At 49.8% G+C, this 26,792-nt stretch carries 32 protein-coding genes and 1 other annotated feature; of the genes, 21 read left to right on the plus strand and 11 right to left on the minus strand.

Going from position 1 to position 26,792, the window contains the following annotated elements; translation table 11 throughout:
* Positions 1-72: 72 nt before the first annotated feature.
* The 11 genes from ABDK92_01015 to ABDK92_01065 all read left to right on the plus strand — a co-directional run bounded on the left by ABDK92_01015 (position 73) and on the right by ABDK92_01065 (position 10,187).
* Positions 73-297 (plus strand): hypothetical protein, encoded by a 225-nt coding sequence (locus ABDK92_01015; GenBank protein ID MEN3185204.1) that lies wholly within the window; start codon positions 73-75, stop codon positions 295-297.
* A gap of 15 nt (positions 298-312) precedes the next feature.
* Complete coding sequence (locus ABDK92_01020) at positions 313-1,623, plus strand: hypothetical protein (protein MEN3185205.1); 1,311 nt, start codon at positions 313-315, stop codon at positions 1,621-1,623.
* Between the two features lie 245 nt (positions 1,624-1,868).
* Positions 1,869-3,203, plus strand: coding sequence for a glutamine synthetase family protein (locus tag ABDK92_01025; GenBank protein MEN3185206.1), 1,335 nt, complete (start codon positions 1,869-1,871; stop codon positions 3,201-3,203).
* 18 nt (positions 3,204-3,221) lie between these two features.
* Positions 3,222-4,319, plus strand: coding sequence for a glutamine amidotransferase family protein (locus ABDK92_01030; GenBank protein ID MEN3185207.1), 1,098 nt, complete (start codon positions 3,222-3,224; stop codon positions 4,317-4,319).
* Complete coding sequence (locus ABDK92_01035; protein ID MEN3185208.1) at positions 4,288-5,802, plus strand: glutamate synthase-related protein; 1,515 nt, start codon at positions 4,288-4,290, stop codon at positions 5,800-5,802. Before ABDK92_01030 ends, ABDK92_01035 begins: the two co-directional genes overlap by 32 nt.
* 2 nt (positions 5,803-5,804) lie before the next feature.
* Complete coding sequence (locus ABDK92_01040; protein ID MEN3185209.1) at positions 5,805-6,245, plus strand: 4Fe-4S dicluster domain-containing protein; 441 nt, start codon at positions 5,805-5,807, stop codon at positions 6,243-6,245.
* Positions 6,238-7,515 carry an FAD-dependent oxidoreductase gene (locus ABDK92_01045; protein MEN3185210.1) on the plus strand — a complete coding sequence of 426 codons (1,278 nt, stop codon included), beginning with the start codon at positions 6,238-6,240 and terminating at the stop codon, positions 7,513-7,515. Before ABDK92_01040 ends, ABDK92_01045 begins: the two co-directional genes overlap by 8 nt.
* Entirely contained in the window at positions 7,512-8,237 is a 726-nt protein-coding gene (locus ABDK92_01050; GenBank protein ID MEN3185211.1) for a hypothetical protein, read from the plus strand. Before ABDK92_01045 ends, ABDK92_01050 begins: the two co-directional genes overlap by 4 nt.
* A 60-nt stretch (positions 8,238-8,297) precedes the next feature.
* Complete coding sequence (locus ABDK92_01055; protein MEN3185212.1) at positions 8,298-8,450, plus strand: hypothetical protein; 153 nt, start codon at positions 8,298-8,300, stop codon at positions 8,448-8,450.
* A 5-nt stretch (positions 8,451-8,455) separates the two neighbouring features.
* Positions 8,456-9,862 (plus strand): ammonium transporter, encoded by a 1,407-nt coding sequence (locus ABDK92_01060; protein ID MEN3185213.1) that lies wholly within the window; start codon positions 8,456-8,458, stop codon positions 9,860-9,862.
* Complete coding sequence (locus tag ABDK92_01065; GenBank protein MEN3185214.1) at positions 9,843-10,187, plus strand: P-II family nitrogen regulator; 345 nt, start codon at positions 9,843-9,845, stop codon at positions 10,185-10,187. Before ABDK92_01060 ends, ABDK92_01065 begins: the two co-directional genes overlap by 20 nt.
* Before the next feature lie 27 nt (positions 10,188-10,214).
* Here ABDK92_01065 and hisIE read toward each other — a convergent pair whose 3' ends face one another.
* The 7 genes from hisIE to ABDK92_01100 are packed head-to-tail and all read right to left on the minus strand — an operon-like array spanning position 10,215 to position 15,497.
* The gene (hisIE, locus tag ABDK92_01070) at positions 10,215-10,898 is read right to left on the minus strand and encodes a bifunctional phosphoribosyl-AMP cyclohydrolase/phosphoribosyl-ATP diphosphatase HisIE (protein MEN3185215.1); all 684 of its coding nucleotides are present in this window, start codon (positions 10,896-10,898) and stop codon (positions 10,215-10,217) included.
* Positions 10,898-11,677 (minus strand): imidazole glycerol phosphate synthase subunit HisF, encoded by a 780-nt coding sequence (gene hisF, locus ABDK92_01075; GenBank protein ID MEN3185216.1) that lies wholly within the window; start codon positions 11,675-11,677, stop codon positions 10,898-10,900. Before hisF ends, hisIE begins: the two co-directional genes overlap by 1 nt.
* A 3-nt stretch (positions 11,678-11,680) precedes the next feature.
* On the minus strand, positions 11,681-12,406 hold the full coding sequence (gene hisA, locus ABDK92_01080) for a 1-(5-phosphoribosyl)-5-[(5-phosphoribosylamino)methylideneamino]imidazole-4-carboxamide isomerase (protein MEN3185217.1): 726 nt from the start codon (positions 12,404-12,406) through the stop codon (positions 11,681-11,683).
* Positions 12,403-13,011 carry an imidazole glycerol phosphate synthase subunit HisH gene (hisH, locus tag ABDK92_01085; GenBank protein MEN3185218.1) on the minus strand — a complete coding sequence of 203 codons (609 nt, stop codon included), beginning with the start codon at positions 13,009-13,011 and terminating at the stop codon, positions 12,403-12,405. The genes hisA and hisH overlap by 4 nt, the downstream gene beginning before the upstream one ends.
* Positions 13,012-13,023: 12 nt before the next feature.
* Positions 13,024-13,611 carry an imidazoleglycerol-phosphate dehydratase HisB gene (gene hisB, locus ABDK92_01090; protein ID MEN3185219.1) on the minus strand — a complete coding sequence of 196 codons (588 nt, stop codon included), beginning with the start codon at positions 13,609-13,611 and terminating at the stop codon, positions 13,024-13,026.
* A 25-nt stretch (positions 13,612-13,636) separates the two neighbouring features.
* On the minus strand, positions 13,637-14,716 hold the full coding sequence (locus tag ABDK92_01095; protein MEN3185220.1) for a tetratricopeptide repeat protein: 1,080 nt from the start codon (positions 14,714-14,716) through the stop codon (positions 13,637-13,639).
* Between the two features lie 31 nt (positions 14,717-14,747).
* Entirely contained in the window at positions 14,748-15,497 is a 750-nt protein-coding gene (locus tag ABDK92_01100) for a hypothetical protein (GenBank protein MEN3185221.1), read from the minus strand.
* A 73-nt stretch (positions 15,498-15,570) separates the two neighbouring features.
* Between ABDK92_01100 and ABDK92_01105 the strand changes: the two genes are divergently transcribed.
* A complete protein-coding gene (locus ABDK92_01105) occupies positions 15,571-16,251 on the plus strand; it encodes a hypothetical protein (GenBank protein ID MEN3185222.1) in 681 nt (226 codons plus the stop codon).
* Here the strand turns inward: ABDK92_01105 and ABDK92_01110 are convergent.
* A complete protein-coding gene (locus tag ABDK92_01110) occupies positions 16,217-16,975 on the minus strand; it encodes an MBL fold metallo-hydrolase (protein MEN3185223.1) in 759 nt (252 codons plus the stop codon). The two genes, ABDK92_01105 and ABDK92_01110, sit on opposite strands and share 35 nt — an antisense overlap.
* Positions 16,976-17,060: 85 nt before the next feature.
* On the opposite strand from ABDK92_01110, the gene ABDK92_01115 reads away from it, so the two are divergent.
* The gene (locus ABDK92_01115; protein MEN3185224.1) at positions 17,061-17,597 is read left to right on the plus strand and encodes a nucleoside-triphosphatase; all 537 of its coding nucleotides are present in this window, start codon (positions 17,061-17,063) and stop codon (positions 17,595-17,597) included.
* Here ABDK92_01115 and ABDK92_01120 read toward each other — a convergent pair.
* Together ABDK92_01120 and ABDK92_01125 are read right to left on the minus strand one after the other, a co-directional pair.
* Complete coding sequence (locus ABDK92_01120; GenBank protein MEN3185225.1) at positions 17,584-18,705, minus strand: HD-GYP domain-containing protein; 1,122 nt, start codon at positions 18,703-18,705, stop codon at positions 17,584-17,586. The genes ABDK92_01115 and ABDK92_01120 overlap by 14 nt on opposite strands.
* A complete protein-coding gene (locus tag ABDK92_01125; GenBank protein MEN3185226.1) occupies positions 18,702-19,736 on the minus strand; it encodes a zinc-dependent alcohol dehydrogenase family protein in 1,035 nt (344 codons plus the stop codon). The genes ABDK92_01120 and ABDK92_01125 overlap by 4 nt, the downstream gene beginning before the upstream one ends.
* Before the next feature lie 158 nt (positions 19,737-19,894).
* Positions 19,895-20,121, plus strand: a binding site (T-box leader).
* A 45-nt stretch (positions 20,122-20,166) separates the two neighbouring features.
* On the opposite strand from ABDK92_01125, the gene ABDK92_01130 reads away from it, so the two are divergent.
* From ABDK92_01130 to ABDK92_01145, 4 genes are read left to right on the plus strand one after another with little or no spacing between them, the layout of a single operon-like run.
* Positions 20,167-21,399, plus strand: a complete 1,233-nt coding sequence (locus tag ABDK92_01130; protein MEN3185227.1) for a homocysteine biosynthesis protein — start codon at positions 20,167-20,169, stop codon at positions 21,397-21,399.
* 5 nt (positions 21,400-21,404) lie between these two features.
* Complete coding sequence (locus tag ABDK92_01135; protein MEN3185228.1) at positions 21,405-21,818, plus strand: NIL domain-containing protein; 414 nt, start codon at positions 21,405-21,407, stop codon at positions 21,816-21,818.
* Entirely contained in the window at positions 21,818-22,546 is a 729-nt protein-coding gene (locus ABDK92_01140) for a UPF0280 family protein (protein ID MEN3185229.1), read from the plus strand. The genes ABDK92_01135 and ABDK92_01140 overlap by 1 nt, the downstream gene beginning before the upstream one ends.
* A gap of 7 nt (positions 22,547-22,553) precedes the next feature.
* A complete protein-coding gene (locus tag ABDK92_01145; protein MEN3185230.1) occupies positions 22,554-23,600 on the plus strand; it encodes a radical SAM protein in 1,047 nt (348 codons plus the stop codon).
* On the opposite strand, the gene ABDK92_01150 is transcribed toward ABDK92_01145, so the two are convergent.
* Complete coding sequence (locus ABDK92_01150; protein MEN3185231.1) at positions 23,580-24,185, minus strand: 4Fe-4S dicluster domain-containing protein; 606 nt, start codon at positions 24,183-24,185, stop codon at positions 23,580-23,582. The genes ABDK92_01145 and ABDK92_01150 overlap by 21 nt on opposite strands.
* 94 nt (positions 24,186-24,279) lie before the next feature.
* Here ABDK92_01150 and ABDK92_01155 point away from each other — a divergent pair, with 94 nt between their 5' ends.
* The 4 genes from ABDK92_01155 to ABDK92_01170 all read left to right on the plus strand — a co-directional run bounded on the left by ABDK92_01155 (position 24,280) and on the right by ABDK92_01170 (position 26,792).
* Positions 24,280-24,426, plus strand: coding sequence for a hypothetical protein (locus tag ABDK92_01155; protein MEN3185232.1), 147 nt, complete (start codon positions 24,280-24,282; stop codon positions 24,424-24,426).
* 15 nt (positions 24,427-24,441) lie between these two features.
* The gene (locus ABDK92_01160) at positions 24,442-25,275 is read left to right on the plus strand and encodes a hypothetical protein (GenBank protein MEN3185233.1); all 834 of its coding nucleotides are present in this window, start codon (positions 24,442-24,444) and stop codon (positions 25,273-25,275) included.
* Between the two features lie 416 nt (positions 25,276-25,691).
* Positions 25,692-25,847, plus strand: coding sequence for a hypothetical protein (locus ABDK92_01165; GenBank protein ID MEN3185234.1), 156 nt, complete (start codon positions 25,692-25,694; stop codon positions 25,845-25,847).
* A gap of 252 nt (positions 25,848-26,099) precedes the next feature.
* A complete protein-coding gene (locus ABDK92_01170; protein MEN3185235.1) occupies positions 26,100-26,792 on the plus strand; it encodes a hypothetical protein in 693 nt (230 codons plus the stop codon).

A 26,792-nucleotide genomic window follows, 5' to 3' on the forward strand; every position in this document is an offset into this window, starting at 1 on the left:
ATTCGGGTAACGGGAGGGTGTTCACGATCACCACTGTGGTTGTAGATTCGGGCCGATGTTTTTGGAAAATCGGTGAAAACGCTCCAATGTGAAGATGCAAGCGTTCTTGGTGCAGCTATCCTCGCTGCCTGTGGGGTTGGTGCCTATCGCTCACCGGAAGAGGCGGCTTCAGTAATGGTCCAGGTGAAGGACGTATTTGAGCCAGACCAATCCTCCTACAACGTTTATCAAGAAAAGCTTTTGTTGTATCGTGACCTTTACCCGAGATTGAAGGAACTCAATCATCGTCTTCGATAGAAGGGAGTGCGTTTCGTGTATACACTTTTAAGGGAGCTTGAAAGGCGGGAATTAGTCAGGGATTATTTGAGAGTAGGCTTGGTGGGTTGTGGTCAGATGGGTAGTGGTATGCTGAGTCTCACCTACAAGATGCCTGGTCTTCGCATTGTGGCCGTTGCTGATCTCGATGTGGAGAGAGGCATAAGGGCTTTTCAGGAAGTGGGGTATGGTCAAGAGGATATCGTGGTGACTGAAAAGCGTGATGAAGCACAGAGTGCTTTAGAACGTGGAAAATCGGTCGTCACCCCCTCGGCGACACTCCTTGCTCAACTTGACCCCCTTGAAGCGCTGGTTGAAGCAACCGGTTCGCCAGAGGTGGGGGCTCGAGTTGCCTGGGAAGGCATCCTCCAGGGAAAACATGTGGTGATGCTCAATGTGGAGACGGATGTCACCGTAGGATGGCTCTTGAAAAGGATGGCTGATCGAGCTGGAGTGGTCTACACCGTTTCCGCTGGTGATGAACCTGGGGCAGTCATTGACCTCTACCATTTTGCTAGGATTCTTGGATTTCAGGTGGTCTGTATTGGTAAAGGAAAAAACAATCCAGTGAACTTTTTTGCCACTCCGGATGACTGCCGGGAGGAAGCCCTAAGCAAAGGCATGAACCCCAAGATGCTCTGTGCGTTTGTCGACGGGACCAAAACCATGGTGGAAATGGCCGAGGTGGCGAACGCGACGGGAGCCATACCCGATATTCCTGGTATGCATGGGGCAAAAGTTGATGTTCCAGACCTTTCACGTTTTTACATTCCTAAAAAGGATGGTGGAATTTTCGAACACGGTTTTGTGGTTGACTACTCCACGGGTAAAGTGGCCCCGGGTGTGTTTGTGGTGGTTACCACGGATTCGGGGCATCTTCGTCAGGACCTGCACTTTTACTCCATGGGTGATGGTCCATACTATACCCTCTATCGGCCTTATCACCTGTGTAGTTTTGAAACACCGATTTCTGTGGCCCGGGCCTGTCTCTTCCTAGAGCCGACGATTAACTCAGAACACCTCTACGCGGAAGTGGTGGCAGTGGCCAAACGTGACCTTCTTGTGGGGCAGCGAATTGATGGTATTGGTGGATTCGATATCTTTGGGAAAATCTATACCGCTCAGGAGGCACGGGCCGAAAATGCCGTTCCAGTGGGAATCGTGGCTGGAGCAAAAGTCGTACGGCCGGTACAGAAAGGGGAAGTCCTCACACATCAAGATGTTGAACTCGATTCCGCTTCTTTTGTGGTGATACTCCGAGCCATGCAGGACCGTTTCATTAAAGAGGAAATGAACTTCTCTGTGTAAAAGGAAGCCCGGTGTCACCGCTTGTTATAAGGGACAGTTTCTCAAGGTTTTGAGTACTGAAAAATTCTGGTCTATTTCCATGGAGGAGTTTCTATATTCTATTGACAGAATATAGAAGCTGGTGTATACTACAGCGCAAAGTGAGAGCCTGATGGTGGGCAATACGTGTAGCCTTTGAAGGCGCTTTGTTTCCGAGGATGGAAACAAAGCGCCTTTTTATTTTTGCCATAAGGGGGTTTTATCCGATGACGTGTGCACCGAAAAACAGGGAAGAGGTTTTGGCTTTTTGTCGAGAAAATGGCGTGAAATTTATCCGGCTCTGGTTTACCGATGTTTTGGGAAGCTTGAAAAGTTTTGCCATTCCGGTTGAGGAGCTGGAAAATGCCCTTTTTGAGGGAATGGGGTTTGATGGGTCCTCCATCAAAGGATTTGCCCGGATTGATGAGAGTGACATGATTGCCATGCCGGATCCCTCGACCTTTCAGCTTCTTCCTTGGCGGGAAGGTGTGGAAAAGGTTGGGCGGATGTTCTGCGATGTGCTCAACCCTGATGGGACACCGTTTGCCGGGGATCCGCGCTATATCCTGAAGAGTAATTTGAAGAAACTGGCTAAAAAGGGTTTTAAGTACTACGTAGGTCCAGAACTGGAGTTCTTTTACTTCAAAAACGAAAAAGAACCAATTCCACTGGACCAGGGTGGGTATTTTGACCTCACCACGCTCGACGCAGCCTCGGATTTGCGGCGGGATACCATTCGAACCCTCGAGGAAATGGGAATCCGGGTGGAGTACAGTCATCACGAGGTGGCTTCTTCACAGCATGAAATTGACCTTCGGTATGCTGATGCCCTCACTATGGCCGATAATGTGATGACTTACCGGATTGTGGTGAAAGAGATTGCTTCCAAGTATGGGGTATATGCCACGTTTATGCCCAAGCCGGTTGTGGGAATCAATGGTTCCGGGATGCATACCCATCAATCGCTCTTTGAGGGGGAACGAAATGTGTTTTTTGATTCTGACGATCCATATTACCTTTCGGATATTGCCAAAAAGTACATTGCGGGAATCCTGCGCCATGCGCCGGAATTTGCTCTGGTGACCAATCAGTGGGTGAATTCGTATAAACGCTTGGTACCAGGCTATGAAGCACCGGTGTATATCTGCTGGGCGCGACGCAATCGTTCCGCGCTGGTGCGGGTACAGATGTATAAACCAGGTCGGGAGAAGGCTACCCGGATTGAAGTGCGTCACCCAGATCCGGCCTGTAATCCGTATCTGGCGTTGTCGGTTATGCTCGCTGCAGGACTTGCCGGAATCGAAGGAAATTATGACCTTCCTGAGCCGGTGGAACGGGATGTGTACCACATGAGTGCACGTGAAAGAGAAATGCTGGGTATCTTGTCGCTTCCTGGAAACCTTAAAGAAGCCATTGATTTGGCGAAGGAGAGCACACTTCTTCGGGAAACGCTGGGAGAACACGTTTTTACCTATCTAATCGAGAGTAAGATGATTGAGTGGGATCAGTACCGCCTGGTGGTCCATCCCTATGAAATTGAGCGGTACCTTCCCATTCTGTAGAAAGGAGTATGAAGAACCATGCGAGAGCGAGAGCGGATTCCATCTGGTTGTGCGGTGGCGGGAATACTTTCGCAAAGTAAAAGCCCGGTTGGTGGTGAGACCATCATTCAAGCCATGCGGGTGATGCACGAGCGCTCAAATGGTTTGGGGGGTGGTTTTGCCGGTTATGGAATCTATCCCGATTTCGCTTCGCTCTATGTTTTTCATGTCCTCTATGATTGTGGAGAACGTGCTGATGATGTTGAAATGACCTTATGCAAAAATTTTGTCGTGGAACAAAAGGAAGCCATACCGACCTGGGAACATTCTCCCCTCAAGAACCATCCGAAATTCATGCGCTATTTTCTGCGCTCTCGAACACCAGGAGACGAAGAAGAACTGGTGGTGCGGACGGTGATGGAGATCAATGCTCGTATTGATGGGGCATACGTTGTGTCCAGCGGGAAAAATATGGGAGTTTTTAAAGGGGTCGGATACCCTGAAGAGATTGGTGAATTCTTTCGTCTTGACGAATACCAGGGATACTGTTGGATTGCTCATGGTCGTTTCCCCACTAATAGCGTCGGTTGGTGGGGAGGAGCTCATCCATTTAATCTGCTCCATTTTTCGGTGGTCCACAACGGAGAACTCTCTTCGTACGGGATTAACCGCCGGTATCTGGAGAATTTTGGCTATTTCTGTACACTTCAGACTGATACCGAGGTGATTGCCTATCTTTTGGATTTACTGTTACGCCGCCATCGGGTCCCACCAGAGGCGCTGGGAGCTATTTTTGCCAGTCCTTTTTGGTCTCAGATTGAGGCAATGGAGGAACCAGAGCGAAGTTTTTATCAGGCCATTCGTATCACGTATGGTGGTGCACTCCTCAACGGGCCTTTCAGTATCATCGTTGGTTTTGAGGGAGGGATGTTGGGACTTGTGGATCGGATTAAGCTTCGTCCTATGGTGGCAGCGTGGAACGGAGACATGTTCTATCTTGCCAGTGAGGAAAGTGCTATTCGAGAAATTGCCCCGGAACTGGATACGGTCTGTGCCCTCCGGGCTGGTGAGGTGGTAGTGGGAAAAGTGAGACAGGGGGTATATCATGGTCAAGAGCTTACTCCTTCCCAAATTTAAGATTGAGCGAGACGTTACTCGCTGCATTGCCTGCCAAGTGTGTGCCAGACAGTGTGCAAGTGGGGTACACTCCTACGATGAAACAGATGATTCGCTGTGGAGTGAGGAAGCGCACTGTGTGGGATGTCAGCGTTGTGTCACTTTGTGTCCCACCGGAGCACTCACGGTGCAACGGCGGGAAAGGGGTTTTCGGGAAAACGCCAACTGGGAAGAACCATTTCTGCAACGTCTTTACAAGCAGGCCGAAACAGGAGGAATTGTGCTTACGGGCATGGGATGTGATCGACCATATCCCATTTATTGGGACCATTTGCTTCTCAACGCCAGTCAGGTCACCAATCCGTCCATCGATCCGCTGCGGGAACCCATCGAAATCCGAACCTTTCTGGGACGAAAGGAACCCCGGCTGGACGTCGACTGGGAACGTCGTTCCTTAAAGACCACTCTGGCACCGCAACTTGAACTTTCTTTGCCTGTCCTTTTTTCCGCCATGTCTTATGGATCGATTAGTTATAACGCCTTTCGTTCCCTTGCGGAAGCTGCGCAGGAAGTGGGAATACTCTGTAACAGTGGTGAAGGAGGTTTACACCCTGACTTCTATGCTCTGGGAGGGAACATCATCGTCCAGGTGGCTTCTGGTCGTTTTGGAGTAACCCCTGAGTATCTAAAGGTGGCTCGGGCTATCGAAATTAAAATCGGTCAGGGGGCTAAACCGGGAATTGGTGGGCATCTTCCCGGAGAAAAAGTGACCACAGAGATTTCCCGTACCCGACGGATTCCGGTGGGGAGTGATGCGATTTCTCCAGCACCTCACCACGATATTTATTCCATTGAAGATCTGGAACGGTTGATTTTCGCTATTAAAGAAGTCACGAATTATACGAAACCGGTTTCGGTCAAAATTGCTGCCGTGCACAATGTGGCGGCGATCGCCTCGGGGGTAGTTCGGGCGGGGGCCGATATCGTTGCCATTGATGGGATTCGAGGTGGAACTGGAGCGGCACCTCAAGTGATTCGAGACAATGTGGGAATTCCTGTTGAACTGGCACTGGCTCAGGTAGATGAGCGTTTGCGTCGAGAAGGAATTCGTCACCAAGCTTCCATTGTGATTGCCGGTGGGATTCGTTCCAGTAGTGATGTCATTAAAGCGATCGCTTTGGGGGCGGACGCCGTATATATTGGTACCGCAGCCCTTCTTGCCTTAGGGTGTCATTTGTGTCAGAAATGCTACACGGGGCGCTGTAATTGGGGAATTGCGACTCAGGATCCGCTTCTCACCAAGCGTCTTAATCCCCGGATTGGAAAAAGACGTTTGGTGAACTTGATGCGCGCCTGGGCTCTGGAGATGAAAGAGATCCTTGGTGGTATGGGGATTAATGCGATTGAGAGCCTGCGGGGGAACCGGGAACAGTTGCGAGCAGTCGGTTTGCGGAAAGAGGAAGCACAACTCTTGGGAGTCAAAATGGCAGGGGAGGGCTGGTAGCGATGAGAAAAATCCGCATTCATGAAGAGTACTGCATTGGATGTCATCTCTGCGAAATTACGTGCGTTGTGAAGCATTCCCCCTTAGGGAAACTCATCAAAACCTTTCGGGAAGAAAGGGAAAATCGCCCTCTTCCCCGAGTACGGGTGGAAGAAGAGGGATATGTTTCCTTTGCCCTGCAGTGTCGTCATTGTGATGATGCACCCTGTGTGGAAAACTGCCTGACCGGAGCCATGTACCGGGATGAAAAAACCGGAATGGTGCTCTGTGACGAAGAGCGGTGTGTCGGATGCTGGATGTGTATTATGAGTTGCCCTTTCGGCGTGACTGAACGGCACAGAAGTCAAACTCGTATCGGTAGTAAATGTGATGGGTGTGTAAAGAAGGGGGGAATACCTCCCTGTGTGGAAAACTGTCCCAACGAGGCTTTGACCTATGAATGAGATCCATGCACCATATCTTATCGTTGGTTTTTCGGTCGCAGGCCGCTGGGGAGCACGAGCCATCCAGGAAAAAAATGCTTTTACCCCCATCGTGGCTGTGAGTGAAGAACAGGGTTGGTACTCTCGGCCGTTGATTACCTATGCCTTAGGGGGAAATAATCCGAGTATTGAGCATTCCACGTGGTCACTTGATGCGACTTCGCTCAATATTCTTGAGGGAGACCGGGTGGAACATTTTGACTCTGAAAACCGGGTGGCATTTTTACGTTCAGGGAAACGGGTGTTTTTTGAAAAAGCGTTGCTCGCTCCAGGGGGTGTGCCCATTGTGCCTCCGCTTGAAGGTATCGCGGAATCCGGAGTTTTTACCTTTACTGGCAGAAGAGACTTAGAAAGAATGCTCCAGTTCTTAGAAACGGTCAAACCCAGACGGATCCTCATTTTGGGGGGAGGTTTTATCGGTCTTAAAACCTGTGAAGCCTTCATGCGTCGGGGTTTGGAAATTACCCTGGTAGAGCTCTCCTCGCGATTGCTTCCTCTCATGCTCGATGATGATGGATCGAGGTATGTGGAGAACGCCCTGGTTCAAGCTGGGGTGCAGGTAATACTTGGTGAAACGGTAACAGCGTTTGAAGGGAATGGGGAGAAGCTTGTCCGAGCCACCCTGAGAGAGGGAGGGTATACTCCGGTTGACTGTGCTGTGGTGGCCGTGGGAGTCAGACCGAACGTGGAGTGGTTGCGGGATTCAGGAATCGAAATTCAGAAGGGGATTCTCGTTGACGAGTTCCAGGAGACGTCGAAAAGGAGCATTTTCGCGGCGGGGGATGTTGCAGAAACCCGGCACCTTTTGACTGGAGAACGTGGTGTGGTGGCGATATGGCCGGAAGCGGTCCGGCAGGGAAAAGTTGCCGGTGCGAACATGGCTGGTGGACGAGTGACGTACCCGGGGAGCCTACCCTTGAATGCGCTTGATCTGGGAGGCATGGCTCTGGTTTCTGTGGGTTTGGTGAATCCTCCAGGTAATGGGGATTATGAAGCCCTGGTGCGCAAGGAAAAAAACGAGTACATGAAGGTGATTTTAAAAGACGAGCGGATTGTGGGTCTTGTGATGCTTGGAAAAATTGAGAAGAGCGGTCTCTATATCCGGTTGCTCCGGGAGCGCATACCGGTTACCAGTTTCAGGGAACGGCTGCTCGACCCCAAATTTAGCTTGGTGAGTTTACCCAGAGAATTTCGCAAAAGTTGGATAGAAGGAGTCGGGTTGGAAGTATGAAGGTTCTTGATTGTCGGGGAAAACATTACCGGGAGATCAACGCAACTTTAGAACAGTTGTGGCGGGAAGGAGTACAAGAAGTTGTGCTTCAGGGTGTCAATGGTCAACGGTATCTGGGTCGGGGTCTTTGGCGGGGTGAGATCGTTATCGAGGGAATCCCAGGTGATGACCTGGGCATGTTTTTGAACGGAGCCACCATCCGGGTACGAGGGAACGCTCAGGATGGGGTGGGAAATACCATGAACATGGGAAAAATTATTGTCGAGGGTGACGCTCGAGATATTGTTGGTTTTTCCATGAGGGGTGGAAAAATTTTTATTCGGGGTGATGTCGGGTATCGAGTTGGCATTCACATGAAATCGTATCTCGATGAGTATCCGGTTATCGTTTTTGGTGGTCAAAGTGGGGATTTTTTGGGAGAGTACATGGCTGGTGGTCTCATTGTGGTGCTGAATTTAGCCCATCGAAAGCCGGTTGAAGGAAGTTTTGTCGCTTCCGGGATGCACGGGGGAAAAATTCTCATCCGTGGTGAGTTGGATCGGCGTTTCCTGGGAGCAGGAATCAAAATGGAAAAAACGACTGAAGAGGATTGGAACGGCGTTGTTCACTATCTTCAGGAGTACTGTCAGGATTTGAATCTTCCTTTTACCTTTTCCAGTGAAGAGTTTGTGAGTATTGCTCCGCTCACGACTCGACCGTATGGGAAAATTTACGTCTACTAGCTGAATGTGTTGAAAGCGCTGTTGCTGTAGCGTCAACACGAAGGAGTATCCCTGATATGTTTGCAGGGATGGTATCCGGGTAAAGGGAAGCCCCTGATTCTGGAAGTGCTGTTGCTTCCTAAATCGGGGGTTTTTTCTTTAGAGGGAGGTGAGAAAAAAATCGGTATTCATGATGTGGTTTTCATGCTTGAGAAAATTGAGAGAAAGGAGTAACGACGATGGTGCGAACAATGATGGTGAGGGTGTTTCTGATAGGAATCTTCTTGGCCATTGGGGGAGGTTGGGTGCTGGCTGCAGATCCTGGTGGAGCGACAACGCTGCAGACGATGCCCAGTTTACCCATTGATTACGTGTGGATTCTGGTCTGTGGGTTTCTGGTCTTCTTCATGCAGGCTGGGTTTGCCATGGTGGAAACAGGGTTTTGCCGAGCCAAGAATGTGACCAATCTTTTGAGCAAGAATCTCATCGATTTTGTGGTGGCTTCGCTCGTCTTTTTTGCTGTTGGATACGGCTTTTTGAAAGGAAGTGACCTTGGGGGACTGATTGGCATTGGTCGGTGGTTTCTCCGTGGTGAAGCCTACGATGTGGGTGCGTATCTTGACTTTTTCTGGCAACTGGTGTTTTGTGGTACTGCAGCGACCATCGTTTCTGGCGCTGTTGCTGAGCGACTCAAGTTTTCAGCGTATCTCGTGTATACATTCCTGGTGAGCATATTCATTTATCCTGTTTACGCTCACTGGGTTTGGGGTGGAGGGTGGCTGAGCCAACTTCCTTTTGGAGTAGGACATGCTGATTTTGCCGGTTCTGGCGTGGTTCATGCCATCGGTGGTGTGGTGGGGCTTGCTGGTGCAATGGTCCTTGGGCCTCGTTTTGGAAAGTACGGGAAAGACCATAAGCCCCTTGCCATACCCGGTCACAATATGTCTCTGGCGGCCCTGGGGACCTTTATCCTCTGGTTTGGATGGTTTGGATTCAATCCAGGAAGTACCTTTAGCGCTCATCACCTCCGCATTGCTGTGGTGGCTGTGAACACCAATTTGGCGGCGGCAGCAGGGGCTTTCACCACACTCCTTGTTATGTATGCCAAAACCCGCAAGTGGGACCTGGGTATGGCGCTGAATGGAACTTTGGGGGGACTTGTAGCGGTGACTGCACCCTGTGCTTGGATTGAAGGGTGGGCAGCGATAGTCATCGGGGCTATCGCTGGTTTGCTGGTTGTGGCTGGGGTGTATTTCTTTGAAAGTCGGGGGATTGATGACCCCGTGGGAGCAGTGAGTGTCCATGGAGTAAACGGTCTCTGGGGGCTTTTGAGTGTGGGCCTTTTTGCCGATGGGACCTATGGACTCTATACGCTTGAACCACCCTACGTAACCGGTCTTTTCTATGGTGGTGGCGGGGGACAGCTGCTTGCCCAGTTCATTGGGGTGTTGGCTGTGGTGGCCTGGGGGTTTGGTCTGGGGTATCTCATGTTTAAAGTTATGGACCTTATTTTTGGCATTCGGGTTTCTCCTGAAGAGGAATTGCAGGGGCTGGACATTTTTGAACATGGAACTCCAGCGTATCCGGAGTTTACTCGTCGTCGCCTACTTTTTCCAGAGAGGAGGCATGAACGTGTACAAGCTTGAGATTATCGTCCGGGAAGAAAAAGTGCCAGAAGTGCTCGACGTTTTAGAGCGTTTTGGCTACTGGGGAGTGACCATGTATCCGGTAGAGGGACGGGGACGACAAAAGGGTCTTGTAGAACAGTTCCGGGGGCGGAAATATGAGATTCCCTTTCTTCCCAAGACCAAAATCGAGGTCCTCGTCCGGGATGAGGACTGTGAGGAGATGATGAATCACGTGGTGGAAGTGGCTCGAACCGATACCGTGGGTGATGGTAAAATATTTGTCTATCCGGTGATTGATGTGGTTCGTATCCGAACCGGTGAAAAAGGAGAGTGTGCCCTTTGAGTACGCTTGGAATCCGAAGCCCCTTCCTTAGGAGGAAGGGGCTTTGCTTTTTGAGGAGGAACGCCGCTTCTGGAGTTCTTCAATGACCTCAAGGTAGGGAATTCCTTCATGCTTGAGCAGAACCAGAAGGTGGTAGAGAAGGTCTGCAACTTCAAGACGCAGGTGGTCTTTGTGTCGCAGGGTGTTCTCGAGGGTAGCCAGAATCACTTCGGTGGTTTCTTCAGCCACCTTACGCAGGATTTTTTCTCGTCCTTCCCGAAGAAGCCTTGAAGTGTAGGAATTACTATCTGGATGCTGCGCACGTTCTTCGATCACTTCGAAGAGCTCCTGGAGAAAAGAAGCCTGGGGGTAGGGTGGATATCCAGCTTCCGGAGCGGAGATGGTTTCCTCCTTTATTTTTCGGTGAAAACAGGAGGGTAGACCAGTATGACAGGCAACCCCCTCCTGCTCGACCTGTATAAGAAGCGTATCGTTATCGCAGTCAAGATATAAGCTTTGTACACGCTGAACGTGGCTGCTCGTCTCACCTTTGTGCCATAGTGTTTTGCGGCTGCGACTGTAGAACCAGGTGGTACCGGTTTCCATGGTTTTCCGAAATGCTTCTTCGTTCATATAGGCCATCATGAGTACTCGCCCAGTCACCACATCCTGGATGATCGCTGGAACCAGGCCGTTTTCGTCGGTTTTGATTTTTTCCCAGAGGGTATCCATCAATCCTCAATCCTCACCGGAATACCACGTTTTTTGAGAAATGCTTTGGCTTCAGGCACGGTAAAGTGGCGATAGTGGAAGATGGAAGCAACCAGAGCGGCGTCGGCTTTTCCTTCCTGGAGTACCGCAGCCAGGTGTTCTAGTTTTCCTGCTCCACCTGAAGCGATAATCGGAATATTCACCTTTTCAGCGATTTTTCTGGTAAGACTGATGTCATATCCTGACTGAGTTCCATCGGTGTCCATGCTGGTGAGGAGGATTTCGCCTGCTCCTAACTTTTCCACCTGCTGGGCCCAGGCAATAGCTTCTTTACCGGTGGGAGTGCGACCACCATTGATGAAAACTTCCCAGTAACTGCGATGAGTGATGCGATCCCAGGTTTTCTTAACGTCGATGGCCACCACCACGCACTGGCTTCCGAATTTGTCGGCCAGTTCTTTAACCAGTTCCGGGTTAAGGACTGCTTGGGTGTTAATGGAAACCTTATCGGCTCCGGCTTTAAGGAGTTTACTGACGTGTTCTGAGCTCCCAATTCCTCCCCCCACGGTGAATGGAATGGTGAGCGTTTCAGCCACTTTCTCGGCCACGTGAATCATGATTTCTCGCTGTTCATAGGAAGCAGTGATATCGAGAAATACCAGTTCATCGGCGCCTTCTTCTTCATAGCGTTTAGCCAGCTCCACCGGATCCCCCACATCCTTAATATCTTCGAAGTGGACACCTTTTACCACTCTTCCTTCTTTGACATCCAGACACGGAATAATTCGCTTGGCTAACAATTTTTATTCCTCCCGTAAAGTTTTAATCACATCTTTGAGCCTGAGGGCTGAAGTGTAGAGAGCCTTACCCAGGATAACGCCCTCAACGCCCTCGATGGTTTTTACCTTCCGAATATCGTCAACACTACTTACTCCTCCTGCAAGGATGATGGAAACACCACTTTCTTGCAAGAACTCTTGGATCACCCGGGGACGAATGCCAGTTAAGGTTCCATCCTGGGCTACATCGGTGAAGATGAAATGCTGGATGCCTATCTGTTTTAAATTTTGGGCAAAGCATGTGGCACGAATGGAGGTATTTTCAGTCCAGCCCTGGATTTTCAGATTCCCGTTTTCCACATCCAGACTCACGGCGATTTGGGAAGCAGCAAATGCAACCATTTTTTCGAACTCTTGAGGATCCTTGATGGCAATACTGCCCAGGACCACCCGTTGTGCTCCTTCTGTGATATAGTGGCGGAGTGTTTCAGTGATGCGCACGCCACCACCTATCTGAACTGGAATGCGCACCGCTTTCAGGATTTGCCGAATAGATTCAAAATTGACCGGCCAACCCTGGCGTGCTCCATCTAAGTCGACCACATGGAGCATGGGAGCACCTTCTGCCTCCCATTTTCGTGCTACTTCCGACGGAGTATCGCTGAAGACCGTTACTCGCTGGTAGTCGCCTTTTTCTAATCGAACGACTTTTCCCTCAAGGATATCGATGGCTGGAATGGGAAGAATCATGAGGAGAGACTTTTCACCCAATTTTCTAAAAATTTCATTCCCCACCGGGCGCTTTTTTCCGGATGAAATTGGACTCCGAAAAGGTGGTCGACATTGACCATAGCGGGGATGACCACATTGTAGTTACAGATTCCCACTACACAGGATTCATCTTCAGGTGCCGCATAAAAGGAATTGGCAAAATAGAAAAACCGTCCCTGAGGGATGCCCTCAATGACCGTATTCGGCTTTTTAAAGTATACCCTGTTCCAGCCAATATGGGGGATTTTAGATGTAGGTGGAAGTTTGCGGATCTCTCCAGGAATGAAGGCCAACCCCTTTTTGCGAGGCGATTCCTGACTTCGTTCAAAGAAGAGCTGTAAGCCAAGACAAATCCCCAGAATCGGCTTTTCTTCCACATGGGCCTCCCGAATCGCTTCCACGAGACCGTTCTTCTCCATGTTTTCCATGGCTTCTCCGAAGGAACCGACACCAGGTAAAACAATTGCCTCAGCCTTCTGGAGCACTTCCCTGCTCTGGGTTATTTCGATTTCTTTTCCCAGTCGTTGCAGTGCTTTCGAAACACTGTGCAGGTTCCCAATGCCGTAATCGACAATCGCAATCATCGTCACCCTCTCCTAAAGAAGTCCTTTGGTTGAAGGGATGGTTTCCCCGAATATGGTGGTCGCCTCACATAAGGCCCGACCGGCTGCCTTGAATAACGATTCCAGGCAGTGGTGGTTGTTCTTACCCCACCATATTTTAGCATGAAGGGTGATTTTTGCGCTATAGGTAAAGGCTCTGAAGAACTCTTCCACCAATGCCACTTCAAACTGGCCTACGTGTTCTCCCATTTCTGGAACATCATAAAAGAAGTACGCTCGACCACTGCAATCGACGGAAACCATGCTTAGAGCATCATCCATGGGGATGAAAGCGGTGGCAAAACGTCGGATTCCTCTTTTGTCCTTCAGGCATTCTGCAAAGGCTTCGCCTAAGACAATCCCCACATCTTCAACGGTGTGGTGTGCATCGACGAGTTTGGCATCGCCTGAGGCTCTGATGCCGAGGTCCCATCCAGCGTGGAAGGCCATGCTGGTGAGGAGATGAGGGAAAAAGGGAATGTCCATCTCTACGTCTGCTTTCCCCTCTCCATCGAGGTTGAGGAGAACCTCAATCTCAGTTTCTTTGGTTTTCCTCTGTCGGGATGCGGTTCTTTGGCCCAAAGCGAAACACCTCTTTAATGAATTTTTACTCGGTAGGATACGGAATATCCTCAGAAAGTTCTTCTAAAGCAGTGTTTGAGAGGATGATTCCCTTCCATTCCCAACCGTATACTCCTTCATCAAGAACAAGGTACAAAATATTGTAGTTTGGGTCACCCCAGTTCTCAAGACGGAGCACCAGTTCACTATTTTTTTTCTGCGGGGTTTTTTCTGCTTTGAGTTCTGGTGAAGACTTCAGGTACTGGGCGAGGTATGCTTTGGCTTTCTGGAATTCGTCGATTTCGAATTCGCTAAAGTTTACCCCTGCCCAGAAATCTCCTTTTTTTGCCAATTTTTCCAGGGTTTTTAGGTCTTTCTGCATGAAGGCACGAACGAGTTTCTGAGATAGCGTTTCGGGGCTTTTCTCTGTGGTCAGCGGTTTTTCGTTGAGGTACTGGATGCGCAGTTTTGCCCAACGGCGGTAAAATTGGTCTTGGGATTGCTGGACCACCTTCTGGTACTCATTTACCGCTTCGGTTAATTGGTTCATTTTTTCATGACAGAAGGCAATTTCCATCATGATGCGAGGTTTTTCCTCTTCTTCGATGAAGTTCAGGAGTTTTCGGTAGGCTTCGATGGCCCCAGGATAGTCTTTGAGATAGTTCTTCAGTGCGTATGCAACGTCCTCTTGAGCCTGAGCCCGGAGGTCATAAGGATCTTCGAAGTGACAATCCAGAGGATAGGTGTCAATGAGGCGATGAAGGAGAGACAGAAAACGGTCGATGTGACCCTGTTCTTCTTCAAGTTTAGCCATCCAGTACAGATAGAGGTAACTGGTGGGATTTCCTGGAAATTGCTGGATGTAGGTTTCCAAAACCCGAAGGGCCTTTGTTTTTTCTCCCTTTTCGTCGTAAATGCGATAAAGGAGTTCAGTAACGCGAGCCAATTCTTCTTCGTCGTTACTCTGAAGCAATGGTTCCAGGATGGCTATGGCATTTTCAGTGTTTCCCTCTTCCAGGAGCAGTTCTGCCTGGTCGATGGCTTCCAAAGCAGTAGAAAATGGGGAAAGAAAAAAGTTCCAGAACATGCATATCAAACACATGCTCGTTATCCGGGTTAGGGTCAACCGTATTTCCTCCTTTATTGACCGCGTCTCTTCATTGCCCACATTTAGCATACTTCTTCTGGTTGAATCTATCAAGGTGTGGCAATTCAAAATGAGGGGATTTTTGGAGATGAAGATACTGAAGAAGGGTTGTAATCTGAAAAGAGAGCTTTGAAAGGTGGAATGGACGGTCAATGTTCATCTCCACGATGTCCATACCAATGAGGTGGCGTCTTGGTTTCCGGAAGTGACTGCCGATAAGCCGGAAGATTTCCCTCAGCTCTCTGAAAGTAAGGGAAAGCGGCGAGGGAAAGGAAGCGCATCGCGGTAATCCGAAGTCGAGGTCCCAGGAAAGATAGTAAAGCCCTTCCCCCAAATGGCTTAAGCCCTCACGGAGAGAAGCGACAGGACTGTGGAGTGAAGGTACCAGAAGAGCATGGTCTTCGAGTATGCCATTTTTGAGGAGATAGCGGAGGAAATTTCCCCGATGGATGGTTTCGGTGTTTTCTTCCTGGGAAAAAATGTCCAGATGGGTGTCAAGAACAAGAAGATATCGTTTCTGGTGGGTGAAGCGGGAAACAAGATGCTGATAGATAAAGGCTGTGGATGCATGGTTTTCGGCCAGAAAAAGGAGGGGAATCTCCTCTTCAATAGTGAGGTCAGGATGGTGGACGATTTGTCGCACTTCCTGGATGTGGAGAGACCGTTGCAGGGTTTTTGCTAGAAGAATCAGGGCATGGTGGGGTGACAACCAAGAGTCAGTGTATACGAAAAGCGTTTTCCAGTACGGGTACGCTCGCACGGTGCGCTCATCCCCTTGCTTCTTTTGCTTTGGACCATTAATATTAGCGGTAGTTGAAAAAAGAGGCAAGGGGATGATGGTGATGGTGTACTTCGATTTCTGGCGTGAGTTAAAAGAAAGTGCCTGGTTTTTTTCTCGTAATCCTGAAATTATTCTACCTGCTTTGCCCTCCGCCTTTCTCATGGCTCTGGCAAACAGTCTGGTATGGAGACGCAGTCTTTCCTGGATTACGGCATTTTTTCAATGGGGTTTGAGCGTTATTTTTGTGATGCTGGGGATTCTGTGTGGGTTTCTTGCTCTGGGTTTTATTGTGATGATGACCTGGGATGCCGAGCATCGAGAACGGGTTAATTTCGGTCGAGCCTGGAGAATTATTGCTCCTCGCTTTCTGGAGGTTTTTGTTGCTTCCCTCTTGGTGGGATTTCTGGTGAGCTTTTTTTCGGCATTTTTTGTGTTTCCAGGACTCCTCCTTGGGTTTTTGCTCATGTTCGTTTTGCCGGTGGTGGTCATAGGACGGGAAGACCCGTTCTCAGCTATTCGTCACAGTTTCCAGATGTCCTTTGAAAACCTGGGTGAGTGTTTCACCTTTCTGGTCATTGTCCTCTTTTTCGTGGTGGTGGGGTATCTCGTTTTCTGGCTTTTTGGGTTCGTTCCTTTTGCAGGGATTGTGGTGAACACGGTTATCGGTGGCGCGATCCTCGCCTATGTTTCAGTTTTCCTCACCCGTTTTTACCTTGTTCTCTCCCGGTTTTAGGGTCAAGGGGAAGATTCATCCCGTCGCTGGCGGCCAGGACCTTGATGCCGGTTTTCTGAGTTAGCTCTTCGGCGACTTTCCATGGTTTGGCCTGGAGCATAGTCATCCCGAAATGGGTAAGGATGGCTAATTCCGGACGGATGGTTTCGATGAGGACCTGGGTATCTTCGGCGCTCAGGTGGAAGAGTTGAGGGCTCTTTTCTTTTTTGAGCCGTACGGTGTGGATGATGAGGATCTGGCTTCCCTGGTAGGCATCAAAAAGTTTCTCTTCGAAAAGCGTGTCCACGATGAGGGAAACGCGGCCTTCTTCAAAGAGGAAACGGAAACCATAGGTTTCTACAGGATGAACGTGACGGAGGGGCGTTTCGAAGGTGATACTCCCGACATCGTATCGGCAGCCTTCCTGAAGGAGATGAACCCCATCCAGTGAATCGCGGAGATAGCTAAAAAGGACTGGTTCTCCTTCCAGGGCATCAGCAGGAAGAAAAACGATCCCCCTTTTCCTGGTTCCTCCCTGAGTCATGGCTTCAACCATGATGTTAAGGTCGTTGGCGTGATCGATGTGGCGGTGAGAAAGGAGAATGGCCTGAAGGGTTGTTGGATCACAAGGCGGACGGCTCGTCAAGGCCCTCACCAGAGCACCCGGTCCGGGGTCAAGATGAAGTGAAGTGCCCCGGTAATGAATCCAGAGTCCTCCTGAAGCTCGGAGTTGTTTTGAGACCACAAATCGTGCCCCTGCCGTCCCTAAAAACTTGATGAAATTATCCATTTACAGGTACTATATCGTTGAAGGGGTGAATTTGTAAAGGGTGCATCGAATAGTGATTTTGGGAAGACCAGGGACAGGGAAAACCACGCTGGCGAAAAAAGTGGTGGAGCATTTTCCGGGGTGGTTTCGGGGTTTTTATACCGAGGAAATTCGAGAAGGGAAGGAACGAGTTGGTTTTGGCATTCGGACCCTTTCGGGGAAAGAGGGCATTCTGGCGAAGAAAGGTAATCCTTCGCCCCTTCGAGTGGGCCGATACGGGATTATGCTGTACGACCTTGAAACCATAGGGATTGAGGAGATTGAAAACGCCCTTCTTGGGGGTTTTCCTCTTCTCATTGACGAAGTGGGGAAAATGGAGCTTTTTTCATCCCGCTTTCGGGAGGTTTTTTATAAGGCCTGGTATGCTACCCCATTTCTGCTTGTGACGTCCTGTTTTCCACCTCTTTCCGAACTGGACCACCTCTTCCAGGGTCAGGGGGTCAGGAAGGTGATCCTCGATCGGAGGAATCGTGACCGGCTTGGAAAAGTGGTTATCGAGTTTGTAGAACGTTTTTATAAAAGCTTTAATCCAGCCTGATCTGACTCTGGAGAGCAATCTCTCTCACAATGGTGAGCACTAAGGACTGGGAAAGGTCGATTTCTTCGGAGAGCGTCACTTTCCCCTCCGGGGATACCGTGCGAATGCGCACAAATGGCCGAAAAGGGAGAACAGGATTAATGCGGCTGACTACTGCTTCTTCACCGCTTGAGAGTTGAACCCTGTCTCCCACCTGGTAGGGAGAAATATGGCTCACAAACGTGGAGACTACATTCTCATCCAGCGTATATCCAGCATTGCCCATCAGGTACTCCACTACTTCAGATATGGGAAGTGCTTTGCGGTAGGGACGGTCAGAGGTGAGGGCTTCGTAGATATCAGCGACAGCGGCGATCTGTGCCAGAGAAGAAATATCTCGTCTGGAAAGGTTTCGAGGATAACCACTACCATCGATTTTTTCGTGGTGCTGTGAGGCGACATTTTTGGCAATTCCGTTCAAACGAGTCTGTTCGTCGAGAATTTTTCTGGCCATGACCGGGTGCTGCTGGATGACCTTGCGCTCTTCTGGAATAAGAGGTTGGGGTTTGTTCAGGATTTCAGGGGGAATACGAAGCTTTCCCAGGTCGTGTAAGAGAGCTCCCAAGCCCAAAATCTGGATTACTTCTTCCCGGAGACCCAGGAATTTTCCGATAAACGTAGCAATGATTGAAACGTTGAGGGAGTGAGTGAAAGTGAGGTCGTCATGCTTTTTGAGTTGGGTAATGGGAATCACCAGTTCTTGGTGAGCTTTCACTTCCTGAAGGATTTTTCGTACATCCCGTTCCAATGGCTCCATTGGGACCCTTTTGCCCTGGCTTAAAAGGGTGAGCGTTTCCTGGAGGTCATTGAGGGTTTGTTCCTTGGTTTCAAAGGAAATATCCTCCATAGGAGTCTCGGCAGTGACTTCTTCTAGGGCCTCGGCGAAAACGTAATCCTTTCCCCAGGCTATGAGTCTGTCCAGGAAGGCTTGGGTAATACGTTTCCCTTTTCCCAAAAGAATCTGCCCGTTTTCGTCAAGGAGGGTGCTCGCCAGGACCTGTCCCACTTCGAGTTGCTGAATGGCGATTTTTTCGGTACGGATTCCCCGGAGTTTCTCCACAACGTTCACGCCCCCTCTATCCGCAGGACTTTCGCACCCCGAATTTTTCCCTCTTTGAGTTCAAGAAGAGCACAGTTGGCTTCTTGAAGTCCGAAGACCTCGATTTCTGGACGAATGGGAATCCGACCGGCCAGTTCCAGAAATTCGACCACATCTTGCCGGGTGACATTGGCTACGGTCTTTACTTCCTTTTCCATCCACAAATGTTCAGGATAGTCGAGCTGCCACAGGTATTCTTTGTCACCTTCTTCTTTGCGGATGGCGTTGATTATTAGTCTTCCTCCGGGGGTCAGTTTCCCCAGCACGCTGACCACCGGTTTCCAGACAGGAGTGGTGTCAATCACACAGTGGAGCTTCTCTGGTGGTTGGTGGTCAAAATGGCCGACCCAGAAGGCCCCCATTTCCCAGGCTAAAGACTGTTCTTTTTGGCTTCGGCTGAAAACGAAGATTTTGGAATCCGGATAGAGATACCGGGCCACTTTCATCACCAGATGCCCTGAAGCTCCGAATCCTAAAAAACCAATGTTTTCTCCGTTTTCGATTTTACCGAGCTTCAGAGCCCTATATCCCACGGCACCAGCACAAAGAAGAGGTGCAGCTTCTTCATCGGAAAACACCGCAGGGAGAGGATAAGCAAAGTCCTCTCCCACCACGGTGTACTCGGCATACCCGCCATGGGCGTCTCTTCCCGTTCCTTTAAATTCAGGACAAAGATTTTCCCGACCATTTTGGCAGTAGTGGCATTTCCCGCAGGAAGAGTGAATCCAGGCGATACCCACCCGATCTCCTTCCTGGAATCGGTGAGCGTTTTTGCCTTTTCCCACCACTGTGCCCACGATTTGGTGCCCTACAATGATGGGGAAAAACGCGGGTAGGGTTCTTCCTTCAATTTCGTCAAGGTCTGTCCGGCACACTCCACAGGTCAAGACCCGGACCAGGATGTCCCGTTCTCCACAGGAGGGAAGCGGCCTCTCCACCAGTTTTAAGGGAGAGCGGTTTACACTAAGGTCCTCGATTTGAGAAAGAATCATCGCCTTCATCGTTTTATCACCCTTTCCATATTATACCGTCCTTTTGCAAGGAGGAAGGATAAACCTGGAGTAAAAATCATCAAGGTCAAGAAGACAATCTCTACTAAAAAGATAAATTTTCTTGACAAAGGAGAGGTGGTACATTATAATCACAGCAGATTGAAAATGTGACGGTGATGAAAGGGATGAGTAACCGTCGATGGGGGTAGAGAGAGTCCAGATATGGTGGGAGCTGGATCCCCCAGAACGGTGAACATGGCCCTGGAGCTCTGGCGGTGAACCTGAAGTAGCCGTCAGCGGATGTTCGCCCGTTATGGAGAATTCCCTTACAAATGAGGCTGGTTTTGGCCAGTGAAAAAGGGTGGTACCACGAGTACAATCCCTCGTCCCTTTGGCGAGGGATTTTTTTATCATTGGAGAGGACGTGGGAGGTGAAACCATGGAGAGGGTTCTGCGGACCTATGAGGAAATTAACGAAAAGATCCGTACCGGCAAAGTGGTGGTGGTAACAGCCGAAGAAGTGATTGACCTTGTGGCTGAAAAAGGAGTGGAAAAAGTTGCCCAGGAAGTGGATGTGGTGACGACCGGAACGTTCGGTACCATGTGTTCTTCAGGGGCGTTCTTGAATATTGGTCACACCAAACCACGGATGAAGATTCACGAAGCCTATTTGAATGGAGTGATGGCCTATGCAGGGCTGGCGGCTGTGGACCTCTATATCGGGGTGACGCAACCAGCCAAGGACGATCCCCTAAATAAAGTGCATCCTGGAGAATTCAAGTACGGAGGAGGGCATGTCATCCAAGACCTGGTGGCGGGAAAGGATGTCCTCCTGGAAGCGTATGCCTATGGGACGGATTGCTATCCCCGTAAACACCTGGCGACCTGGATTAATCTTCGGGATTTGAACGAAGCGTACCTCTTTAATCCTCGCAACGCCTATCAGAATTATAATGTAGCGGTGAACCTCTCTAGTAAGACCATCTACACCTACCTGGGAGTACTGCTTCCAAACCTAGGCAACGCCGGGTATTCTTCGGCAGGACAGCTCAGTCCTCTTCTCAATGACCCTTATTACCGGACCATTGGCATTGGAACTCGGATTTTTCTCGGTGGGGGTATAGGGTATGTGGCCTGGCAAGGGACCCAGCACAACCCCGGCGTGGAACGAACTGAAAGGGGTGTACCCAAGGGTGGAGCAGGAACCATCGCGGTGATCGGGGATCTCAAGGACATGAGTGCTCAATGGCTCTGGGGAATGAGTATCCGGGGTTACGGATGTTCACTGGCGGTCGGTCTTGGGATCCCCATTCCTATCCTCACCGAGGAGGTCCTCTACTATTGTTCGGTGCGGGATGAGGAAATTCTGGCTCCGGTTGTGGACTATAGCCATGCGTATCCTTATGGGACTGGAGAAATCCTGGGTTACGTAAGCTATTCTGAATTGCGAAGTGGGAAAATCCGCTTAGGGGATAAAGAGATTCCCACTTCATCGCAATCAAGCTATGCCCGGGCTCGAGAGGTGGCTTTGATCCTCAAGAGCTGGATTCAGGAAGGGAAATTTACCCTCACTCAGCCTGTTTCTCCCCTTCCGGGAGTTGAATCCGGGGTGCGTTTTCGGAATCTCGTTGAGCGGCCGGTGTCGGTGAATGCTGAATTGGTAGGGAGGTGAAGAAGATGGACGTGACCAAGAAGGTGGTGCTGCGTTTTCCGTCAGATATTGCGGATAGACCGCTGGTGTGTGAACTGGCGCTTCAATTTGGACTGCGATTCAACATCCTGCGAGCTTCCATTTCCCCACATCGGGAAGGAATTATGGTGATGGAGGTCATCGGGAAAAAGAGGGAAGAGGTGGAAGAAGGAATCCAGTACTTGCGTCAGGCGGGTATTGGAGTGGAGTCCCTAAGCCAGGATATCAGAATGGTGGAAACGCGCTGTGTCCAGTGTGGGGCATGTGTGGGAGTGTGTCCCACGGAAGCCCTTTTTATGGAGAAGCCGTCGTACCTTGTGCGCTACGATGAAAGTAAGTGCATTGCCTGCGAATTGTGTGTGCTAGCTTGTCCAACTCATGCGATGGAGGCGGTCATTTAGTGCCCCGGTATGAACACCGTTTTTATCGAGAACGAATGAAGTCTCCGGATCTTGTGTCCTTTACTGTGAAAATCGAAGAGAGTGACCTTTATATCCTGGCGGAGCAGGACTTGCGGGAACGGGCCTGGCAGAGGCTTCAGAGAGAACGGGAAGACCTCAAGGCTTACATTCGCTATGACCCCAATTTTCGGAAAACCCTGACTCCGCTTGCGGTTCCCCCCTTTGCCCCCCGAATTTGCCAGATAATGGCGCAATGTGCCCAAAACGCCGGGGTGGGGCCCATGGCTGCGGTTGCAGGAGCCATCAATGAGATGCTCGCCGAAGAACTGTTCATGGAAACTGGTGAACTCGTCATCGAAAATGGAGGAGATATTCTGGTCTTTTCTCAAAAAGAGAGGATTGTCGCCATTTATGCCGGTGAAGAGTCCCCCTTTAGTTTCAGAGTGGGCCTTGTGCTTCCGGGAGGGACCACCTGGGGGGTGGCGACGTCTTCGGGGAAAGTCGGGCCTTCGTTGAGTTTTGGAAACGCAGATGCAGTGGTGGTGGTTTCTCATTCTGCAGCGCTTTCCGATGCCTGGGCGACAAGCCTGGCGAATCGGGTGAAAGGAAAGGGGGACCTGGAGAAAGTCGTGCGTCTGGCTCGGGATATTCCTGGTATCGAAGGAGTAGTGGTGATTGTGGATGATGTCCTGGGTGTAGAGGGAAATATTCGCCTTACGAATCTTTAGGGAAGCTATGGAAACTTTAGCTAAAAAAACCTGTGCCATCTGTGGGCGAACTTCGATTACGATTTCTTCTCTGCTTTCGGTTTGTCGGGACTGCATCGACGGGAATTTTGCCCAGGCCTGGCCATTCATTCAGGCTGCCCATCGTACCGTTTTGAAATCGTTCCATCAATCGGTTATTCCTTCGGGGGGTAAAACGGCCTGCACCCTCTGTGTACGCCGTTGCGGAAAAAAGGGGAGAAGTTTCTGTGGTCTGGTACAAGATGGAAAACGATGGGCAGGAACGGCACGGAAGGGACTGTGCACGTTTTACCATGACCCTCTTCCCACCAATTGTGTTGCTTCTTTCGTATGTTCTGAACGAGGGCATCGAGGATACGAGAATCTGGCCATTTTTTACGGGGGATGTAATTTGAATTGCCTCTTCTGTCAAAATTGGCATCACCGTAATCTCCGGGAAGAGCCGTATTTTTATAGCGTGGAGGAATTGGTGAAAACTGTTCATAACCGGGTAGCCTGTATTTGCTTTTTTGGTGGTGACCCCATTCCCCAGATTGGGCACGCCCTGGCCTTAGCGCGGAAAGTTCAGGGAAAAGTCCGGATATGTTGGGAAACAAACGGTGCCGCACATCCAGAAATCCTCAGAGAGATGTTTGTGGTATCCCGTGAGAGCGGAGGGATCCTCAAATTTGATCTCAAAGCAATGAGCGATACAGTTCACCGTGCTCTCACCGGGATATCGAATTCGCTTACCCTATCAAACTTCGCCTGGGCAGCCCAAGAAGCACTCCAATTTTCCCAGGTTACCGTGGTAGCGAGTACCCTCCTCGTTCCCGAGTACGTCAACGAGGAAGAGGTGGAACGCGTCGCCACTTTTATCGCTTCCTTGAACCCCGAAATTCCTTATATCCTCCTCGGATTTGCCCCCAATTTTTTTCTGGAAGACCTTCCTCCCACTTCGGTCCGACATGCCGAAGGCGCATTGCGACGTGCAAAAGAGTGTGGCCTGCGGCGCGTCTTTCTTGCCAACCGGTTTTTACTCTCCCGGGCGTATTGATTCCCTTTTTTTGATGGTTCCTCCCACACCGAAGACCGTACAGGTAAGGGGGATTAGTTTTCCTGTAGCCTGTAGGGCACCTTCCACCAGTGCGCGCAGTCCTGAGCAACAGGGTACTTCCATGAGCATCACTTCTACAGAATCGAAGGATTGGTTTTGGAGGATGGTCTGTAAGACCCGTGCGGTGTGTTCCCGGTCGTCAAATTTGGGACAGCCAATGAGCACTCTCCGGTGATTGAGGATTTCATGGAAGGAGGGTGCGGTAAAGGCCGTACAGTCGGAAGCAATGACCAAATCTTTCTGAGAAAAGCGGTGTAGAGGAGAGATGAGCCGAAGTTGTACTGGCCACTTCAGGTCTTTCGGGGGCTCGGGGTGCTGGTATAGGGTGACCTCTTTCTCTTTGATTCGAATTGCTCCCTTCGGGCAGGCCGGAATACAGCTTCCCAAACCGTCACAGAGGGCTTCCTTCAACACTTTGGCTTTCCCTTCATGGAGAGAAAGCACCCCTTCATGGCAAGCGAGCACACACTGACCACAACCGTTACATTTTGCCTCTTCAATTTCGATGATTTTGATTCGTGGCATTTTTGACTCCTTTTCTATTTAGGTATTATAATACCCAAATTCCTTTTGCTGGTCAAGAATAAGCCAAGTATAATTAAAAGGGGGTGGAATGGTTTTGATTGGTAAATGGGTTGTACACGGTATTCTGGCGATGGTGTTTGGTTGCGGGATTATTGTGGTGGGAAATCAAGTGGATGCCCGAAAAGTTTGGCGGGAGATGACTACGCCCCATTTCCGAGTGATTTTCCCAGAAACCTTGTAAGAGAGCGCCAAAAAGGTGGCACGGAGTGCTGAGGAACTTCTGCCACAGATTGAAGCATTTTTTCAGGTTCACCTTGATTTTCAACCAGCAATCGTGCTGACCGAATATTCCGACGTTCCAGAAGGGTATACCGATCCCCTGATGGGAGTGATTCACCTTTCAGTTGCCAAGCCTTATGAAATCCTGTCGAACGGGACCGGTTTTCAGGAATGGTTACATATGGTTCTTGCCCATGAAATCACGCACCTTGTTCACTTAGAGGCGGTTGGTAGAAATTTGGAATGGTTGTGGTCTCTTCTGGGGTATGTGGTTCTTCCCAATGTTATCCAGCCCTTGTGGGTGTGGGAAGGATATGCCTTGTACGGAGAGGGGATGCTCACGGTAAGAGGGGTACAGAATCCCTTCTATGCTATGGTTCTGCGCACCCAGGCACTCTCAGGAACGGTGTTGCCCCCTCATCTTCTACGGGGACACAGTTTTCCCAAAAACTGGCCTGGTCGGCTGAATGTCTCTATTTATGGGGTAAGTATGATTGAGTATATTGCGCAGACATTTGGGGAAGAGAAACTCGTGGAATTAAGTCGGCGACGGAGCGAAAGCGCAAGTCCTTTTGGGTTTGACCGCAAGATACATTGGGGATTTCGGTCAATGAATTATGGCGTCGATGGGAAATCATGGTACAAAATCAAGTGCACGAAGATTTGCAACGGTTTACGGTGCTTGGTCTTTCTCCAGTTACAGAATGTACCTCTGAAGGCTACGCTACAGGTGGAGTGGCCATTTATTTTGATGGGTTACATCTTGTTTATACCCTTTCCTATCCGGATTTCCGACCGGGCTTGTGGTTAAAGAATTTCGCAACAGGTCAAAAAAAACCGCTCGTGCGGGGGTCGATTATTGGAAGACCGGTTTTTCCTCCCGATGGAGAGAAGCTGGTTTACGTCAAAATCACCCTGGATCCCGGAGGAGATATGTACCCTCGATACAGAAAGTGGAATAATCTAGCCTGTTTTTGAATTTGGCCGGGATTTTCACCCTATAATGCTGGTTGTTTCAGAGGAGTCCGTCTTTGTCTCGGGTTAGAGGAATGGTGTCATTGTAGTCAATCGTTTCGATGGAAAAAACAAGGAGTTCACTCCGTTTTTTCGGGTCCCCACCTTACTCCCACTTTTTCGGTGTACGGACAGCATCTGTTCTTTTCCGCTGCTCAGGAGGGAATTTTTGATGCCTTTGTCCTGGATATCGAGACGAAGGAAGTTTTTCGCTTGACCAGGATGGTGAGCGGGTTTCTGGAACCGATTTTCACCGAAAAAGGTCTTTACGGTATTTTCCACACCATTGAGGGTTTTAAGGTGGGGTTTGTCTCAGAAAGGGCACTCTGGTGGGAAAGCGTTATATTCCTGGAAAGTCCTGAAGTTTGAGAGGTGTCTTTTGAATGTCCATACGAATCCTCTTCTGAATCTTTTTATCGACCCTTGCTGACTTGTTCCCCGTTTTTGGGTCCCTCTTTTGGGTGGATTCCTGATGACTGCGCGGGATCCCCTGGTTTCCACGAGTATTCTCTGAGCTATGAGAGAAGACCTGATGGGACGTGGAATGGTGACTTCTCGTATCGGGGTAACTTTATAGAGCCGAGAATCTCGATTGACCTTCATGGAGATGGGGAAAGGTGGGTGTACGGGGTAACACTGAGTGACCCTCTGGTGGTTGAAGAATTCCGGAACAGCACTCTGAGCTTGGGATATGAACGATTTTGGCGGGAAGATTCCCTGTATCCGGGATACTGTAAAGGGTGGTTGGTAAAGGGGGAAGTGAACCATTCGGGAGGAAGTGACCACGTTTTGATGGATTGTGGGGGAGCGTTCTACTATCGGCATGGGTTTCTGGAAAATCGTGAAACTGAAAGTATGGTGGTGACATGGTGGGGGAAATGGCAGAACGCTCAAAGCTCTTTACCTACCATTCAAGTCGAAGCATCGCTGGGGATACATAATCTTTCCCGGTTTTTTGCCCTGGGCGGATGGAAAACGTTCTGGTCGGTTGCCGGATATCCGGAAGCCACCCTTCGGGGTCGAATTGCGGGACGAATGCGTCTTGCTCTTTCCCGGCCGATTATCACTTTCGATATTCCTTTTTTCAATATGGGTGTTTTGCAGAATATGACCGGAACAGTCTTTTTTGAAGGAGGATTTGCTGGGGAAACGTTGTCAGAGTTGGCTTCTCTTTTCTCAGTGGGTGGAGAACTCACCGTGCACGCCTTTTTGGCTGAAGGAATTCCATTTTCTTTCACCGTAGGGTATGCAAAGCCCCTGAAGACTGACTATGCAGAAGAGTGGCGCTTAGAACTTGGAGTGCGCTTTCGATAG

The organism is Atribacterota bacterium (genome assembly GCA_039638595.1).
Lineage (GTDB): Bacteria > Atribacterota > Atribacteria > Atribacterales > Caldatribacteriaceae > Profundicultor > Profundicultor thermophilus.